Genomic DNA, 16,679 nt, shown 5'->3' on the forward strand with positions numbered 1-16,679 from the left:
CTAAATTATCGTTTATCTTTTTGTTACGTTCTGCCTTGAGGCTAAGCACATAATACAAGTCTCCGATTGACTCTTGTATAGACCGCTCAGGTATGGGAATCAACAACTGATCCAAAAATTGCTTCTTGAAATGCGGAATAACGTCTCCCACATTTGTGTTATATATCTGTTGTTGAATTTCTCTGCTTCTTAGCACTGCAAACAAATATTTGGGATAAATCTTCGATTCGTCAGCGCGCAATGCAATCATATCTTGCGCGATACAAAAATCAACGGGATCAGGAACAAGGCAGACTCGTCCCGGAGTTCCCTTGTTCACGAAGAGAATATCACCGGGAATCGGGTGTGCCCGAAACCATGTCTGATAAGTTTCCTCGCTTAAATATCTAATTTTTTCATACACCGGAAACAAGGCGTTGTTTGTCACGCAATTCGTTGCTATCAGCTTGTGTCCGCTGGGCGCAGTAGGAACAGTCTTGCCGCGATTGTCTACAACAAAAGACAGCAGCTCGGTTAGAGGAACCCTGTTGCAATCTTCCCATAGATTAAATCTCATATCCAATCGCCCCTAACCTTTCTTTTATCTGCGCTTCAAGCTCATGAGATTTAACGAAAAGCTCCGACAGTTCAGAAGTCAGACGCCCCATTTTTTCTTCAAACGGCTCACCGTCATCCTCTTGTTCCTCAATTCCAACATAGCGTCCCGGAGTGAGAATGTAATCTTGCTTTGCAATGTCCTGCGTAGTGACAACCGCACAGAAGCCCTTTTCATCTTCAAGCGTTCCTTCAACGAATGCGTTGTAGGTGTCGGCAATTTTCTTGATGTCTTCATCCGTCAGTTCGCGCAGCTTCCGCGTAACCATAGTGCCGAGTTTCCGTGCGTCGATAAATAGTGTCTTGCCTTTCTGCTTCTTGTTCTTTGCAAGGAACCAGAGCGATACAGGAATCTGCGTCGTGTAGAAAAGCTGCGTCGGCATTGCGACGATACAGTCCACAAGGTCAGCATTGATAATGTTTTTGCGGATTTCGCCTTCACCGCCGGACTGCGAAGAAAGCGAACCATTTGCAAGCACCATACCGATACGTCCATTCGGAGCGAGATGCCAGATCATGTGCTGCAACCACGCGAAGTTTGCATTTCCAGCAGGAGGCGTACCATACTGCCAACGGACATCATCAACGAGTTTATCCGCACCCCAGCCGGAGAGATTGAAGGGCGGATTTGCCATAATGAAGTCTGCCTTGAGCTGAGGGTGGCAATCGTTAAAGAACGTGTCCGCATTAAACTTGCCGAGGTCGGCTTCAATACCGCGAATGGCAAGATTCATCTGCGCCATCTTCCATGTGGTCGGGTTGGAGTCCTGACCAAAAACGGAAATCTTGTTGATGTTGCCGCCGTGATTCTCGATGAACTTTGCGGACTGAACAAACATACCGCCAGAGCCGCAGCACGGGTCATAAACACGTCCATTAAACGGCTGCAACACCTCAACAAGGGTACGCACAACACAAGAGGGAGTATAGAACTCACCAGCAAGTTTGCCTTCTTGCTCGGCAAACTTGGAGAGGCAATATTCGTATGTGCGACCAAGAATGTCCTTGCTGTTTCCATGCTCGATCATCTGAATATTGGTGAAGAGATCAACCACTTCACCAAGACGCCGCTTGTCCAGCTCTGGACGGGCGAAGTTCTTAGGAAGAATATCTTTGAGACGCTTGTTTTCTTTCTCAATACTGCGCATTGCATCATCAATCACCGTGCCAATTTCCGGCGTGTGAGCGGCAGCAGCAATCGCGCTCCATCGTGCATTCTCAGGGACAAAGAAGATGTTTTCGGCAGTGTATTCGTCCTGGTCTTCTTCAAATCCATCGCCTTCTTCAACCAGTTCCTTGTACTTTGCCTCGAAGCGATCAGAAATGTATTTCAAGAAAATCAATCCGAGGACGACGGACTTGTATTCGGATGCGTCGATGTTTCCGCGCAGAACGCAAGCCGCGTCCCAGATTTGTTTTTCAAAGCCGATATTGCTTGTGTTATTCTCAGCCATTTCAGCAACCTCCAAAGTTATAGTTTCACACTTACTATTCTACAAAAAGAGCTGTACGAAAAACCGGACTCAGTTCTTGTCCGTTCGCACAGCCTCACATATATCTCCGATGTCACAGTTCAAGTAATCACAAATGCGCAGCAAAATAGAGAGGGACACTTCTTCCCCCTTATTCAGTTTTGTCCATGTTCCGGCAGACAGCCCTACCTCATGTCGTAGAGAAGCCCTCTTTATGTCGCGTTCCAGAAGAAGCATCCATAGTTTCTTATAGCTTATGCGCACGGCAACCATCCTTTCGCTTGCTTGCATTCAACATCGTTTCTAATATTATACCGGATTTCATTCTCAAAAGCAATCCGTTGATGCAGAAATTAAAGAAAAAGTTTCAACTTCTCGAACCTTCTCTCAAGGATGCAGGGCATCTCCGGTCAACAGAAGATGCCCTGCTTTTGAAGAGATTATTCGCGCTGTGTGCTGCGCAGATGATCACGGTCATGGTCAACAGAAGGAGCGAGAAACGTATCAACATTAGACTTGATCGTCTCTATTTGCTTTACTTCTTTTTTGAGCTTCGCACGTTCATCATAGAGCCGCTGCTGCTCTTCAAGAAGTCGCTGCTGTTCCGCTTGCAGTGTCTTCATGCTCGGCAGTTTTTCATCGCCCTGCATAGCAAGAAGCGTACTCCGCGCCGCCTCAAAGATCACAAGTTCTGCCTCATGCTTTGCCTTGAACCCCGGCTTGTCTTTTGCCTTCTGGAAGGCATCATATACAGGCTTGAGCCGCTGGTAGTTGGAGATGTTTTTGATAAGCGGCTGGATTTCCCGCAGACGTGCTTCAACGCCTTTCAGTTCCTTGCCGGTACGGTCATAGGAGCTGTGAACATCCTCGACCTTCTTCTCAAGATCGGCGTATTGGAGCAAGTTTTTTTCCGTGAGATAGTTGAGTGTCCGTGCCGCTTCCTTGAGGATCGTGAGCTTGGCTTTATACTCATAGCCCTTGCTGTCGATAAGTCTGATCCGCTCCTGAATATCTCCGATGAGAGAGATGCCCTTCGGCACGGTCTGCCTCCGGTTTCTGCGCGGCGTCCGTCCGGCAATCCGCTCCTTGATGCGTTCCTCGGTGTAGTTCTCTCCGATGGTTTTAGACCGGGTAAACCGCTCCTGTCCTTCAGCGCGAAAGGAGATATATTTGCCGGTCTTGATTTCATAACCAGCTTCCTGCATGAGCCGCAGAAAATCATCGTAATCCTTCGCTGTAATGACAAGCCGGTCGATGGTCTGCTTGAGCTTTTGCTTCCAACTCGTGCCGCGTTTGGCTTCTGTGTACTCTTTGTAGTCCATGCCTTTGTTCTGAGAGGGAGGGATAACAGAGAGACCGTTTTCCTTACAGAGCCGGTCGCTGACCTCACGCATATCATAGTAAATCCGCTTGTAGCTCTTGTAGGCGTGGTAGTCCACAAAGTCAACCGCATTGAAAATCAGATGGTTATGAACATGGTCCTTGTCAATGTGCGTGGTCAGCACATACTCGTATTTTCCACCGAGGATTTCATCCGCAAACTGCTTGCCGATCTCGTGGGCAAGCTCCGGTGTGACCTCTCCGATTTCAAAGGACTGGATCACATGACGGGCTATGATCCTGACCGGGTTCATCCCTTTTTGCTCGGCTATTTTCCGCGTCCATTCAAATTCCCGCGCTGCGGTCTCGCTGGCACAGCCGTAGGACGAGACCAGCAGCTTCTCATCGGTCTTTTCGGGATTCAGAATGTACGCGATTGCCTTGCTCAAAGTTCCTCGGATTGCTTTGATTTTAGTAACTGCCATACCGCGTCCATCTTTTCTTTCAGCTCGTCAATATCGTCCTGATAGAATCGTCCCGTCGAGTTGATCCTGCGGCAGACGGTATTGATGTTCACGCCGATCTTGTTGATTTCGGCGGCGAGCTTTTTCTGCTCTGTGTAGTCCACAACGATGATGTAGCCGTCAATCAGCATCTTCCTTGCATACGCACCGAAGTTCTCCGTGCCGATCATCTCCATCTTCTTTGCAATCGTCCGTTCTTCCTGTGGTGTCAGCCAAATCTTCTTCTGAATTTCTCGTGTTCTTCGTACCATGCTGCGTCCTCCGTCGTAAAGATTAGAAGGGTTTGGGACTATCCCAACAAGCAAAAATCTGATGTTAAGGGCAGGGTCTCCTTAACTGATTTTTCTCCGGTGGGTACTCACCGGATTTGCTTGCTAATCTCCCAAAATCGTATTCCCCGAAGATTCCTCCGTGAAATGTCCCTTCACTTTACAACGGACACAATAAGAGCGTTTGTTGAGTACCGGATTTCAAAAAAGTCAAAAAATCATTGGATTTCCCATGTGAAAGCCACTGTGTCTGTCACATCAATATCAACCGGCTCAATCTCAGGTGCGGCGCACTTGCTCATCGCCATGAGAGGCTGAATGCAGTCTTCAACATCGTAGCTTGTTCTGGAAAAAACATTGAGTTCGCCCCAGTTGTAGTCGATGTTGAGCAACTGCCCAAGCGTACTGCCTGATGCTTTGCAAAGAATCTCCGCCTTTGCCCTGGCGTTCTCCGTCGCATTGATCAGCAGCTCTTCGCTGACTCTTGCCGGGTTTTTCACGGTGAACGCAATGCTGAGTTCTGGTTGCGCCCCACAATCCGCAATCGCAGAAATGACCTTTGCAAGCTGCTTGCTGTCAAAGTCAAAGGCAAGTTTTAGGCGGTAGGTGCAAGCATATCCTGCAAACTCCCGCTTGTAATTTCCTTGCCGATCCTTGACGTTCTCGTACCTTGTCTGGACATCAAAGCTCGTGGTTTTCAAGTCTTCTTTGCGGTACCCAACGCAGACTGCGGCACCTTGCAGCCTTTCGATTTTCTCGGCAGCTTCCGACATTGCACGGTCATAGGTTTTAGATAAGGTTTCAATGTTCAAGGAGAGGATGATGTAATCCGGTCTTGCGGAGACATAGCCTGTCCCTTTTACGGTGATCGTTCTCATTGCTTTCTCCCGTCCTTTCTGAAATTAAAGTCCTCATCAATACGCTTTTTCCAATTCGTACCCAGTGGTACGCTGCAACGGACAGCAGAAACCGCTTCGCTCAGAACCTCATAGTTGAGCTGCGTTCCCTTATGGTCAGAGTGATAATTGACCGCTCGGTCTGCTCCAATACCGAAGTGCTTTGCCGTTTCAACTGCGTCAATATTTGCGCCGAGGAATAGAAACTCCCAGCCGCACTTTTCCTTCTGCCGCTCGATCATTTTCTTAACTGTCTCGCTGTCATAACGGCGGCTTGCATTCTCCATGCCGTCCGTTGTGATGACGAACAGCGTATGTTCAGGGACATCCCCATTTCTTGCGTACTTGTGGACATTCCCAATGTGATGAATTGCTCCGCCGATAGCATCCAGAAGGGCAGTACATCCGCGAACGGAATAGTCCCTGTCGGTCATCGGCTCCACCTTCTGAACCGGCACACGGTCATGGATAACCTCGCTCACGTTGTCAAAGAGAACGGTAGAGATCAATGCCTCGCCATTCTCTTTTTTCTGCTTTTCAATCATGGAGTTGAATCCTCCGATGGTGTCTGCTTCCAGCCCGCTCATAGAGCCGCTGCGATCAAGGATGAATACGATCTCCGTCAGGTTCTTTCTCATGTTCAGTACCTCCGTATATAAAAAATATGACTGCTTGGTGTCTCACCTTACAGCCATATTGTACTTCGGTATTCACTTTATTTGGTCGCATGGCAAGCGACATTATTCCAGCGATGAGAACAACTCTCCGTCAATGCTTAGAACGTCATCCATCGGAATCTTTGTGCCGTCCTGCATGGTGATCCGCCGCTCAAAAGCATCGACCTTTTTGACCGCGCCGGTTGCTGTTATGTATTTGCCGCCAGCTTTCCGCTCATCGGGCTGGAAGTAGGTAATGGTGACTTCCGGCGCTTCATCAAGGGCATCCATGAGAAGCTGATACTTCATATCCAATGCAGTCAGAGCTTCCTCGTCAAGCTCAATCCTTTCGTCGGTCAGACGCCCGGTTTCCTTGATAGCGGAGTCGTAGCCCGTGAGGGCGGCGAAGGGAGCGAACTGCGCTGCACGATCCGACATTGGCATCTGCGGTCGCGTCTTGGAGACATGGTGAGGAAGATTGATAATCTCGTCGTACCTATTGTTCATACGCATTCTGCATCGCACCTCTTAGATAAACCGGAATTTTTCTTGTTACTTATTTTTTTGATTGTGGCGTTTCATATTCCACAGTGAACCTACCAACATACCGATTGCAGAGATTATTGCTCCGGCTACAATCATTCCCAAGTCAGGGGCATTCAGTTTGTTAAAAGCAATGTTGTTTGCCATTTTGAATGTGCCATATTCAGCAAGCATATACATTACGCCAAAGAAAAGAGTGAATGCCCATTTTCCTTTTCCCCAAAAGTTATTTTTACCAATAACAATAGATACAATAAATGTGGATATAGGAAGAATAAGCCAAAGAAACATCAAGCTGTAACCCATAGCGTCACTTCCACTTGTAAAAAACCAGAACACTATCATTGCAAACGCCCAAATCAAGAGATAGGAGAGAATCGTAATAATCTTGTTTCTGTTGGCATTGCTTTTCACAACATTCGTACTTTCTTCAAGATAATCATAATAGCTTTTCATTTTTTGTTCTCCTTTCAATAGATAGTCAAGAGAGACATCGTAACATTCGCTCATTTTAATGACGCTGATAATATCTGGATAGGATTTTTCATTTTCCCAATTTGAGATGGTCTGACGACTCACACCCAACAATTCGGCAACCTGTTCTTGCGTCAGCTTTTTTTCAATTCGGGCTGCCTTGATTTTGCATCCAATATCATGCTCCATGCCACTATACCTCCTTGCACTTTTATTGTCGGAAAAACACCCACTATTGTCTACCAAATAGCTTTGACATCACTAATTATGCGTGTCAAAATCCTTTTACATCTGCTAAATTTCGATTTGTTTGATCCTTCACGCCTTATGCCCGCCGATCTGCGCATTACGGTCTTTCGCGGTTGCGCCTTCTTCAAGATTCATCGCCTTGAGGATGGCGTTCTTTCCATACTTCTTTTTGATCGCAAGCGTAGCGGCTTGTACTTTCCGCTCACGCTCCAATGCAGCGTCCTCAGCTTTCTGCTTTTCCTCTTCGGCGGCATAGTCAGTGAAGAGGTTGAGCTGGACAACTCCGTCATTTTTCTTCGGCGCGTCCGCTTCTGGCAGGACATGATTTGCTACAACATACATACGGCGGACAAGCAGATTCTTGTCCACGATCCGGTCGAAGAGTTCCGACATAGCACACATTATTTTGCGGGTAGAGGATGTGTGACCGTCGAGATTGATAGAGCCGTGCGCCTGTTTCGGGATCTGCCTCCCATAATGATCTGTCTCAACCGCGCCGTGATACTTTGCCCGTCGTGCCGGATCGGTCAGGTTCTCAATGTCATAGCCGACGGTGAGAACCATCTGATCGGTGACAAGCCCCTTGTCCACCAAGTCCAGCACAAGCAAGTCCGTCATTTCCCGCACAACCAGCTTCGCCTTCTGCGGCTCATAGGGACAGTGCAATACCTGACCGGAGCTGAGGCTGTTGGAGCTGGGACGGTACGCCTTGATTGCCTCAATGGTCGTAGGCTCCCAGCCCCACGCATGGTCGATGAGCAACTCCGCATTCTTGCCGAACAGCTTGTAAAGCAAGTCCTCGTTCCGCTCTGAACAGAGGGCAACATCGCCCATCGTAAACATCCCATTTTGCTCAAGTTTCTTGGCAATGCCCCGACCCACGCGCCAGAAGTCCGTGAGAGGCTGATGAGACCAAAGCTCACGTCGGAATTTCATTTCATCCAGTTCGGCTATTCGGACGCCGTTCTTGTCGGCGGGGATGTGCTTCGCCACAATGTCCATTGCCACTTTGCAGAGGAAAAGATTCGTGCCGATTCCTGCGGTTGCTGTGATGCCGGTTGTTTCAAGCACATCGAGGATGATCTTCATGGCGAGGTCATGTGCCGAGAGCTTGTAAGTATTCAGGTAGTCCGTCACATCCATGAACACTTCGTCGATGGAGTAGACCACAATATCTTCCGGGGCAATATACTTGAGATAAATCTGATAGATGCGGGTGCTGTACTCCATGTAGTACGCCATTCGAGGCGGCGCAATGATGAAGTCAATCGCCAGAGAAGGGTCTGCTTGCAGCTCCGAGAAGAAGTGCGATGAGCCATCTAATCTGTGTCCCGGCGCGTCGTGCTGCCGTCCGGCATTCGCTTCCTTCACACGCTGCTTGACTTCAAACAGCCGTCCGCGTCCGGAGATGCCGTAGCTTTTGAGGGAGGGAGTAACGGCAAGGCAGATGGTCTTGTCCGTCCGGCTCTCATCTGCGACAACGAGGTTTGTGTCCAGAGGATCTAAGCCACGCTCACGGCATTCCACGGAGGCATAGAAAGATTTCAGGTCGATTGCAATGTATATGCGCTGCTTCATCTTCTGCGCCTCCGATTTCTTCTCAGATTAGCTCTAATGACATTTCATTGGAGTTTTTGATGTTGAATACGATACGCCATTCAATATCACCCTCCACCGGCTCAAAGTGTAGAGCGGAACAAGCTGCATGGAGTTTTTCCTTCGAGCTGCCTCCACATACGATTGCGGTTGGACCGTCCGCGCCGCCGATAATGCCGATACAAGCCATATCGTTTCGTGCCTCCGGTGCATAGCGGTCAGAGCATGGCGCAATTTCCAAAGGCTTGTCCCCCTCAGCACAATCACAGATCGAAATATCGCTGTCCGGTTCAGGAGAAAGCGTATAGCTCATGGCGGTAAAATACGTCGGATAAAACCAGCGGTCAGAGCCGAAACGCTTTTCGGAAATTGTCTGCCGCTCCAATTCATGTACGGTTAATGTGTATTTTGTGCCGCTGACCGGATGGGTGAAAGAAAACGAATCGCCGGGAGCGTGTGTCTTGAAATGTGGTCCTGGGACACGGCATGACCGCTGCTCCATCGTAAAGGAGAGGGATTTTATTTCAGTACGGCGTTTGCTTGCCCACGGAAAAGCTGCCCGAAAAATCATCCATCCATAGGATATATCCAAGTCATAGTGTTCCAACGCCCACTTTGCTTCCAATTCATTGATCATCCCATCCGGCAAACACGGATTATAAACCACCGAGCAGCCGTGGGAGGTCAGCATTGTTTTCCCGTTCAATTCCAAACGAGAAATAAAGTCAAGGCAAAGCGGATTGTCTAAATCAATTTGCATTTGCTGCTCCTGCGTGAAGTATTCGCAGGAGTCGTTTTCGGGGTGCAAATCCCATTTTGTCATGAACTTGCGGATGTCATCCTCTGGGGTGCGCATACAAAAGTCCATGACGAGTCCCTTGCTGCAAGAATACGCCGCAGGAATAACCCAATGATGTCCTGCCCAGTCAAATTGCTTATTCAACCGGAGTTCCGTTCCGGAACGGTCTTTTCCTGAATGTCCCCAGAAGTCTCCATCAAAGTAGACCTTCCATTCAGGTATGGTCGGTTCTGCTTCCGGGTTCATATCAACATCATAATAGTCCTCGGTGTACTTGATCTTGCTATAATCAAAGGATGCTTGCAGCTTTTTGATGTATGCCCACGGTTGTTCCATAGGCGTCAATTTCATTTTCTCGGCAAGCTCTGATAGCGCTTTTTTCTGTTCATGCGTCGGAGGGTTGTCCCGCAAAAAGGCTTCAAATTGGGCTTTATCCCACATCCACGCCTGTTCCAACGCTGCCGAATCACCGCAAGCAAGGAGCAGCCTCAGAAAGTCTGCAAAATTGTTTGCCAGCGGATGAACGAAATCCGGAGCCGAGTTCATGGGGCTGACGGAAAATACCATACTGCCGAAGCCTCGAACAAAGCAGAAGTGAATGCCATCCACGCCAGCCCAGCCAAAAATAGATGCACCTTTGGGCGTGCAAAAGTAAGGGTTGTTATCTTCACGACACTCCACTCCTACGACAGAGAGTTCAATACCACTTCGCAAAAATTTCTGAAATACTTTATCCATAGACCTTATGCTCCTATTAAACTCTGGTCAAATGCAAACAGAGCCTCGTTGATCTCAAAGACGTTATAGTTCCCGCGCTCCACGAAATACTCCACGATGATGTCAAACTTATTGGAATGGGAGAGCGCAAAGCCAGCCTTCATGAGCATATCCTTCATTTCCACAAGCGGCAGCTCAAGGGCGATGGCAAATGCAATGACCGTGGGCTTAGAAGGCTTATAGGACTTGTCCGAGCGGATCTTCGAGAAGAGCTTCCGGTCAATATTCGCCTTCTTGTAGCACTGCGCATCCGTCATGCCGCGCTCATCAATCTTCCGCAGAAGCATCTCCGAAAAGCTCTCGTCGATCTGTCCCAGTGCATCATCAAGGGTAGCTGCCTTTTTAGGGGTAACTGTCGCTGAGACAGGGGGAATGAGCTGTTCGATTGCCTCTTCACAAACGGATGACTCGCATGGCATCGGCTCTTCCATCCGGAAGGCACTCATCCTGCGCAGACGCTCATAACGACTATCGGTATGCTCGTCCACATAGCGGTCATCTATGTATGCAGCAATGTCGGCAAACAGTTTGCCGCTGATCTGATAGGCTTTGCGGTCAAAAATGACGATGTACACCGTCATTTCGTTTTCAAGAAGGTAACTGCTGATGGTGTCAATCGCAACCTTGAGAGCCTGATCCTTCGGATAGCCGAAAATGCCGGAGGAAATCAGCGGGAACGCAACCGATTCGCAGCCGTATTCCTTCGCCAGCATGAGCGAAGTCTGATAGCAGGAGATCAGCCGTTCGCGCTCCCCATGCCGTCCGTCATACCAGCGCGGACCGACTGCGTGAATGACATATTTGCAGGGCAGACGATAGCCCTTCGTGATTTTTGCGCTCCCGGTCTTGCAGCCGTGGAGCGTTTCACATTCCACCAGCAGCTCCGGTCCTGCGGCACGATGAATGCAGCCGTCCACACCGCCGCCACCCAGCAGCGACTCGTTGGCAGCGTTGACGATGGCGTCCACCTTCATTTTCGTGATGTCATTTCTGACGATTTGAAGCGGCATGATCAAGCCCTCCCATTCGGTTACTTCGCGCCGGTCAGCAGTTTGTCCAGCGGGATTCTTTCCGGGTATTTTCCTTCGGTCAGAATGTCATATAAATACCTGTTATCCAGAATCATATCATCCCGGATAAGCTGCCAGTTTGCCTTTTTCCTGAAAAACACCTTGAAGATCAGGAAGTTCATGATCGCCCCAATTACCGGCGTGGTCATGCCGAAAGCCTCGGTGTGAGAAAAATGGCATCCTGTTTTAGTTCTTTTCCCTTCAAAGGTGATGAACGCCGTTTTCTTGTCGCTCCGGAATACAATGCGGAAGTGGTTCTCATCCTGTTCGCATTCCGTAATTGTGCCGGTCACATCGTAGTCCAGCCCCATGACGATCTCGCGGAAGCGGATCTTGCTTCCTGCGTTATAGTTTCCGTTATAGAGATTGCATTCGATGTGGTAGGGACTCCATTTCAAAAACTCTTCCTCAAAGTTAGCAGTCCATGCCTTTAATTTTTCATAGGAAGCCGGAATCTCTATCTGCTCTGTAAGAACAATCATTGTCAGTTTCTCCTATTCTGTCAAAGCGGCATCGGTGTCCGGGCGATCAGAATGACCGCCAGAATCGCGCCCACAAATGCAGCAGCCCCTATGACTGCCAACACCTTTTTGCTGAGTTTCTTCTTTGCTGCCTTGCCAATCAGCGCAGCGCAAGCCATGCAGACAACCGCAGCCACAAGTGCAATGCCCAGCGTTTCCCATAGCCAAGAAAGTTCATGTAGGATTTTCATGCGTTCATCATCTCCTGTTCGTTAAACTGGAATTTGTAATTACATTCCATACATATTGGCATTCTTTACAATCACTCTATCTCCTTTTTCTAATTGTTCCTTAGAAACTCCTCTTAACCCAAGTCCAACATGTTCTGTTTTATATCCACAACCATTTGATTTTCGTTCTTTTGTATGTATATCGATGGTAGTAATTATAGTCTCTAATACACCTCCATTTGTTTTATAAACACACGCATTTTCTCCTTCTCTACACATTCCTGTTGATATGTTTCCTGTGGCAACTGTTCCAACCCCCATAATTGTAAATACATCATCAATAATCAATTCAAAGTCTTCTTTTAAACATAATGGAACATCTAATCTGTTCATATACTCTTTTTCTCGCTCTTTTTTGCTTTTACCAAATAATCCCATAGTGTTTCTCCTTTATAACTTCCGATTTGTACGACTCTCAAAGTTTCAGTCCATCAACCCACGCTGCCAGTTCTTTATGCCCTACATTGTGCTTGAAGACTTTCCCGTCCATCAGCTTTGCGCCTTTGCAGCTCGGCGCAAGGCGTTCGTTCGTCTTGCCAATGCCGCTTCCTCCGGAGGTTGCAAACGGGATGATCGTCTTGCCAGTCAGATCATAGCTCTCAAGGAACGTATTGATAATCGTCGGCGCGACATACCACCAGATCGGAAAACCCACAAAGATTGTGTCGTAGTCCTTCATGTTGTCCCGCTTCACGGCAATCTCAGGACGGGAGGCAGGATCGTTCATCTCAATCGTGCTGCGGGCTTTTTTGTCCATCCAGTTCAGATCGGCTTCCGTGTAAGGCACCTTCGGCTCAATCTCAAAGATGTCCGCGCCGATTGCCTCAGCCAGCGTCTCGGCTACCTTCGCGGTCACGCCGGACGCAGAAAAATATGCTACAAGTTTATTGCTCATTGTGTTCTTCCTCATCAATCTTTTCATTTCCTTCATTCAGCATGAAGTATAGCAGTGCTTCCAGCAATGTTGCCATATAGTGAAGCGACCAGTTTTCTTCCGGCTCTTTTGCCATCTTATCAAGTACGGCTCGAAAAGCCGTGGTACGGTCAATCCTTGTTTCCTCATCAATGCGGTCAAGTATGCCCTTCATTTTCAGAGCAAGTTCTTTTTCCTCGTCAGAAAGCTCCGGTATGCCAAGTAGCGCAGATAGTTTCTTGTCCTGCATAATAGCATCGCATTCGATGTATGACTTGTGTTCGGCTGACATCAATTCTTCAAAGTAGTTGATAAAAATATGAACGCGAATGCCACCTTCTTCGTCCGGGGAGAAGCAGACGGTTTGCGATTTTTCTGCAATTTCTTTCAAAAATGCAAGGTCTTCTGAGTCATCGAACTCCGCAAACGGAAGAAACATATTGATTTCCGCGTGCCAACGATGATAGTCCACGATTCCCTTGATATACCCGCGGTGTTGCTTGACAAACGCATCACAGCGTTCCAGAAGATACTCGTAGTTCTTCTTGTCCTCCGGTACAATGATCTTTGGTATCTTGTCCATTGCTTCGGAGTACGCTTTCAGCATACCCCCATTGACCGCGCGGTCAAACACCTCATCGCACCATTTATCGTATTCGACAGACTCGGTTTCCCGGTAATCCTTCTCAAAGATAATATCGTCCATTGCGTTACCCCTTTATGATTTTCTCAAGCTGCATTTCGGTCGCGTTAGGCAGACGTGATTGCAGATGTTTTAGAATGCGCTCTTTGGATTCCTGCGGGTCTCGCTGATAGGCGGAGGTGATAAAGTCGTACCCGAAAAGCTCTTCCGGCGTCGCATATTCTGCCACACCCCAGCCATAAGGTCTTCCGTACCTGTCCTGCATATAGACAAAATCCGCAATGCAGACATAGCTCTGCATTTGCAGTCTCGTGATACACGTCTCAAAGCCGGTGTTGCCGCCCTTGCGGTAGTTCAGAGCCTCTTTCAGGCGTTTGGAAAGCATCCCGCCTTCACCGTCTATGGCTTCATAAATCTCCTTGTCCTTGTAGGACGCCAAGCCGTCATCCCAACGGGCGTCAAAGTCATAGCCGTCACGCCGGAAGTTCGCAAAGTCCGGAATCCACTCCCGACTCACAAATCCAGCTTTCTTGTTGAAAAGTTTGCCGTAGAGACATTTGCCGCTCCGCGCAGCCGGACCTTTCCATTCCCACGGACCATCTACATCATCCGCAAACCATAACTCAGGTGGGCAAAGTTCCTCGATGGAGAAGCCGTGAATCTCATTCCGAAAGAAGGGCAGAAAGCCGTATTGCTCAACAGCGGCAATCAAGTCATCGGCACTATGCAGTTGTCCGACATCTCGCTCTGACATTACTCTGCCTCTTCAATCACGCCATAATCAATCAGGATATTTTTCTCCGCATACTGCGGGTAAACAATACCCATCATTTCATACTGATAACGTCTCACGCGGCGATGCTCCTGAACCGGCTCCGGTGCATACGCAGCGGTTTCACAGTGCGCATATTCCGGCATTTCCGCAAGATCATCCCGAACGGCACGGATAAGCGCGTTTGCCACATCATCAATGCTTTTGCCGGTTTCCACGGCAACCAGTTCGTGCTTCCGGACTGCCTTGTCCAGATTACCGGGGGAGCGAAACAGCTTGTATTTCATATCATTGCCCGTCCTTTCTCTCTATCGGTCTATCTATTCGTCCTGAAATCTGTTCTTTAGGGACGCAATCATCGCTTGTGCGGCGATGCTCAGATACAAAACTCCAATTTCATAGATAAATTCGCGGTCGATCACGATAAAGCATTCTCTAATGTGTGTGAAAACCAGTTCCAGCAAGTCCCTGTACAGTGGATCATCAAAGGGCTTGAACCGTGCAAACTTGCTTTTGGCAGCGTCCCATGTCATGGACGCTTCGCCCTCAGCACTGGTCATCACCTCGCAGAGAATCATGCTGACGCCCATTTTCCCGTTGCCGGTCAGGAGTTCTCCTTCGTAATAGCTGAGAAGGTCTTTCTTACGTCGGAGCGGAATCATATCACAGTTGTCATCAAGCTCAAATGCAATCAGCTCCGCAGCGAGTTCCCGCCAGACCGCATATCCGGCGTTAATGGTTCCGTCCTCTTCGCGGCTGATGGTATCGTCCATGCAGTATCGTTCATAGAAGTTATCCCCGCCAAGCTCGTTGCGGGTGCAGAAGATATGCGCCAGCTCATGCAGAAGAATGTGCTTCAACTCTGCCGGATAACGCGCAATGTCTGTCCGCAGAAGGATTCCATCAACGCCGCCTCCTTTACCGACGAAGGCAGAGGCATGAAAGTCAAAATAGCCGTCCTCTGTATAGCGGTCTTCCAGCCGATCAGGGAAATACTGCTTGCAGAACTGTTCAAAGACTTCCTGCTGATTTTCCGTCTGAAAGCAGCACAGCACAAGGTTGTCCTCGCTGAACTCCGTTCCCATGCGCTCGTTAAAGATGGAAGCGGCATAGAAAAGGGCTTCTTTATAGTCGTTGTTGTTCATCTAATTACTATCCTTCATCCTCATTCACCCCTCCGGTCTGACATTTCTCAGGAAGTCAGAGTGCGGCACATACGGCAAGTTGAGCTGCCAGCCCATGCGGTTCAGCTCGTTGAGCTTGATCAGCATCAGGTTGATGTTTGTTCCCATTGCAGCCGAGAGCTGCACCACATCGTAGTCCTGCTTCATCAGGTCAATCAGCTCATCATCATCAATGATCAGGTGGGAGGCAAACGCATTCGCCTCATATTCGTGTTTTGTGCGCATATCGAACAGCACGAACTCCGGGAGCGGTTCGTTTCCTTTGGCAAGATCACGGTGAAAGGTATCATGCCCGATCTCGTGACCGCAGACCATTTGCATGATCAGATACTCCATGTTGGAGTTCAGAAGAATATGCCGCTCTTTATGGCGGTAGGTGTACATTCCGAGCAGATCGTTCAGATTGTCAAGAAAATGGAGATGAATGCCCAGCTCACGGGCAATCTTCAAGGTATCTCTTGTTCCACAGCTTTTGACAATGCTGTTCGCCTTTTTGTATATTTCCTCGGAGCGAATTATCACGGGACCTTCACCCCTTTCATGTTGAAAACAGTCAAAGTAAATCCGTCAGGAAACCGAGACGCAGACAGTTATTCCTCTGCGTCCGTCTCGGTCTTCTTGTATTTCTTCGGCGTGTATTTCTCAACATTCCGGGCTTTGGATTCCCAATATATATCCTGCAACGCCTTCATCACCGCATCCTTGTCCTGCTCAGACAGCGTACCGCCCGCAAACAAGCCGGACATCCCTTCAATCAGGTCCTTTGCCTGTTTCATGCCACGGGAGCCGTACTGCTCGGATGCCTGAACCACAAACTCTTCGTCCTCGGTCAGCAGATAGTTCACATCCACCTTGAAGTACTCCGCGATTTTTCTGTAAGCGTCCTTGGTACGGGGAAAGGAAATGCCGTTCTCGTACCGGGTAATCATACGCCTGTTGATCCCCAGTGCATCGGCTACTTCCTGCTGGGTCAGCTTCCGCTTCTCCCGTTCAGCCTTGAATTTCTCTCCAAACGTCATTTTGGTAATCACTCCTGTTCACAAAAAGTTTGCGACATCAAATTGCGCAAGTCTATTGACAAAGGCACTTGAAGTGCGTATAATAATGACTGAGCAATCCAACTACTCATAGTATATCCTGAATTGCTCATCCTGTCAAGGGGCATGAGTAGTTGTAC

Annotated in this window: 22 protein-coding genes; all 22 read right to left on the reverse strand. The window is 48.5% G+C overall.

Annotated elements, in window-relative coordinates:
* Window positions 1–556: restriction endonuclease subunit S (locus HMPREF1546_RS04890; RefSeq protein ID WP_198016053.1), on the reverse strand; the 556-nt coding region annotated here is incomplete at its 3' end.
* Complete coding sequence (locus tag HMPREF1546_RS04895) at window positions 546–2,048, reverse strand: class I SAM-dependent DNA methyltransferase (protein ID WP_021748099.1); 1,503 nt, start codon at window positions 2,046–2,048, stop codon at window positions 546–548. The genes HMPREF1546_RS04895 and HMPREF1546_RS04890, both read right to left, overlap by 11 nt.
* A 69-nt stretch (window positions 2,049–2,117) precedes the next feature.
* Window positions 2,118–2,330 (reverse strand): helix-turn-helix transcriptional regulator, encoded by a 213-nt coding sequence (locus HMPREF1546_RS04900; RefSeq protein WP_069955747.1) that lies wholly within the window; start codon window positions 2,328–2,330, stop codon window positions 2,118–2,120.
* A gap of 176 nt (window positions 2,331–2,506) precedes the next feature.
* Window positions 2,507–3,871 carry a relaxase/mobilization nuclease domain-containing protein gene (locus HMPREF1546_RS04905; RefSeq protein ID WP_036629655.1) on the reverse strand — a complete coding sequence of 455 codons (1,365 nt, stop codon included), beginning with the start codon at window positions 3,869–3,871 and terminating at the stop codon, window positions 2,507–2,509.
* Window positions 3,832–4,161, reverse strand: coding sequence for a plasmid mobilization relaxosome protein MobC (gene mobC, locus HMPREF1546_RS04910; protein ID WP_021748097.1), 330 nt, complete (start codon window positions 4,159–4,161; stop codon window positions 3,832–3,834). The genes HMPREF1546_RS04905 and mobC overlap by 40 nt, the downstream gene beginning before the upstream one ends.
* 236 nt (window positions 4,162–4,397) lie before the next feature.
* Window positions 4,398–5,057 (reverse strand): SIMPL domain-containing protein, encoded by a 660-nt coding sequence (locus tag HMPREF1546_RS04915; RefSeq protein ID WP_021748096.1) that lies wholly within the window; start codon window positions 5,055–5,057, stop codon window positions 4,398–4,400.
* Entirely contained in the window at window positions 5,054–5,713 is a 660-nt protein-coding gene (locus HMPREF1546_RS04920; protein WP_021748095.1) for a hypothetical protein, read from the reverse strand. Before HMPREF1546_RS04920 ends, HMPREF1546_RS04915 begins: the two co-directional genes overlap by 4 nt.
* Window positions 5,714–5,815: 102 nt before the next feature.
* Entirely contained in the window at window positions 5,816–6,238 is a 423-nt protein-coding gene (locus HMPREF1546_RS04925) for a YolD-like family protein (RefSeq protein ID WP_021748094.1), read from the reverse strand.
* Window positions 6,239–6,283: 45 nt separating this feature from the next.
* Entirely contained in the window at window positions 6,284–6,937 is a 654-nt protein-coding gene (locus HMPREF1546_RS04930) for a helix-turn-helix transcriptional regulator (RefSeq protein ID WP_021748093.1), read from the reverse strand.
* A 129-nt stretch (window positions 6,938–7,066) separates the two neighbouring features.
* Entirely contained in the window at window positions 7,067–8,575 is a 1,509-nt protein-coding gene (locus HMPREF1546_RS04935) for an ImpB/MucB/SamB family protein (protein WP_021748092.1), read from the reverse strand.
* 22 nt (window positions 8,576–8,597) lie between these two features.
* Complete coding sequence (locus HMPREF1546_RS04940) at window positions 8,598–10,130, reverse strand: hypothetical protein (RefSeq protein WP_021748091.1); 1,533 nt, start codon at window positions 10,128–10,130, stop codon at window positions 8,598–8,600.
* 5 nt (window positions 10,131–10,135) lie between these two features.
* A complete protein-coding gene (locus tag HMPREF1546_RS04945; protein WP_021748090.1) occupies window positions 10,136–11,179 on the reverse strand; it encodes an O-acetyl-ADP-ribose deacetylase in 1,044 nt (347 codons plus the stop codon).
* Window positions 11,180–11,199: 20 nt separating this feature from the next.
* The gene (locus HMPREF1546_RS04950; protein WP_021748089.1) at window positions 11,200–11,721 is read right to left on the reverse strand and encodes a hypothetical protein; all 522 of its coding nucleotides are present in this window, start codon (window positions 11,719–11,721) and stop codon (window positions 11,200–11,202) included.
* Between the two features lie 20 nt (window positions 11,722–11,741).
* Window positions 11,742–11,951: a hypothetical protein gene (locus HMPREF1546_RS04955; RefSeq protein WP_021748088.1), complete on the reverse strand. Its 210-nt coding sequence runs from the start codon at window positions 11,949–11,951 to the stop codon at window positions 11,742–11,744.
* Window positions 11,952–11,990: 39 nt separating this feature from the next.
* Window positions 11,991–12,368 carry a translation elongation factor Tu domain protein gene (locus HMPREF1546_RS18160; RefSeq protein WP_021748087.1) on the reverse strand — a complete coding sequence of 126 codons (378 nt, stop codon included), beginning with the start codon at window positions 12,366–12,368 and terminating at the stop codon, window positions 11,991–11,993.
* A 37-nt stretch (window positions 12,369–12,405) separates the two neighbouring features.
* Window positions 12,406–12,885, reverse strand: coding sequence for a flavodoxin (locus tag HMPREF1546_RS04960; protein WP_021748086.1), 480 nt, complete (start codon window positions 12,883–12,885; stop codon window positions 12,406–12,408).
* The gene (locus HMPREF1546_RS04965) at window positions 12,875–13,609 is read right to left on the reverse strand and encodes a hypothetical protein (protein ID WP_021748085.1); all 735 of its coding nucleotides are present in this window, start codon (window positions 13,607–13,609) and stop codon (window positions 12,875–12,877) included. The genes HMPREF1546_RS04960 and HMPREF1546_RS04965 overlap by 11 nt, the downstream gene beginning before the upstream one ends.
* Window positions 13,610–13,613: 4 nt before the next feature.
* The gene (locus HMPREF1546_RS04970; RefSeq protein ID WP_021748084.1) at window positions 13,614–14,300 is read right to left on the reverse strand and encodes a hypothetical protein; all 687 of its coding nucleotides are present in this window, start codon (window positions 14,298–14,300) and stop codon (window positions 13,614–13,616) included.
* Window positions 14,300–14,605 carry a hypothetical protein gene (locus HMPREF1546_RS04975; protein WP_021748083.1) on the reverse strand — a complete coding sequence of 102 codons (306 nt, stop codon included), beginning with the start codon at window positions 14,603–14,605 and terminating at the stop codon, window positions 14,300–14,302. The genes HMPREF1546_RS04970 and HMPREF1546_RS04975 overlap by 1 nt, the downstream gene beginning before the upstream one ends.
* A 33-nt stretch (window positions 14,606–14,638) precedes the next feature.
* The gene (locus tag HMPREF1546_RS04980) at window positions 14,639–15,463 is read right to left on the reverse strand and encodes a hypothetical protein (RefSeq protein WP_021748082.1); all 825 of its coding nucleotides are present in this window, start codon (window positions 15,461–15,463) and stop codon (window positions 14,639–14,641) included.
* A 24-nt stretch (window positions 15,464–15,487) separates the two neighbouring features.
* Window positions 15,488–15,952, reverse strand: a complete 465-nt coding sequence (locus HMPREF1546_RS04985) for an ImmA/IrrE family metallo-endopeptidase (RefSeq protein ID WP_227127608.1) — start codon at window positions 15,950–15,952, stop codon at window positions 15,488–15,490.
* Between the two features lie 140 nt (window positions 15,953–16,092).
* Window positions 16,093–16,521 carry a helix-turn-helix domain-containing protein gene (locus HMPREF1546_RS04990; protein WP_021748080.1) on the reverse strand — a complete coding sequence of 143 codons (429 nt, stop codon included), beginning with the start codon at window positions 16,519–16,521 and terminating at the stop codon, window positions 16,093–16,095.
* Window positions 16,522–16,679 lie beyond the last annotated feature (158 nt).

This window comes from Oscillibacter sp. KLE 1745 (assembly GCF_000469445.2).
Lineage (GTDB): Bacteria > Bacillota > Clostridia > Oscillospirales > Oscillospiraceae > Oscillibacter > Oscillibacter welbionis.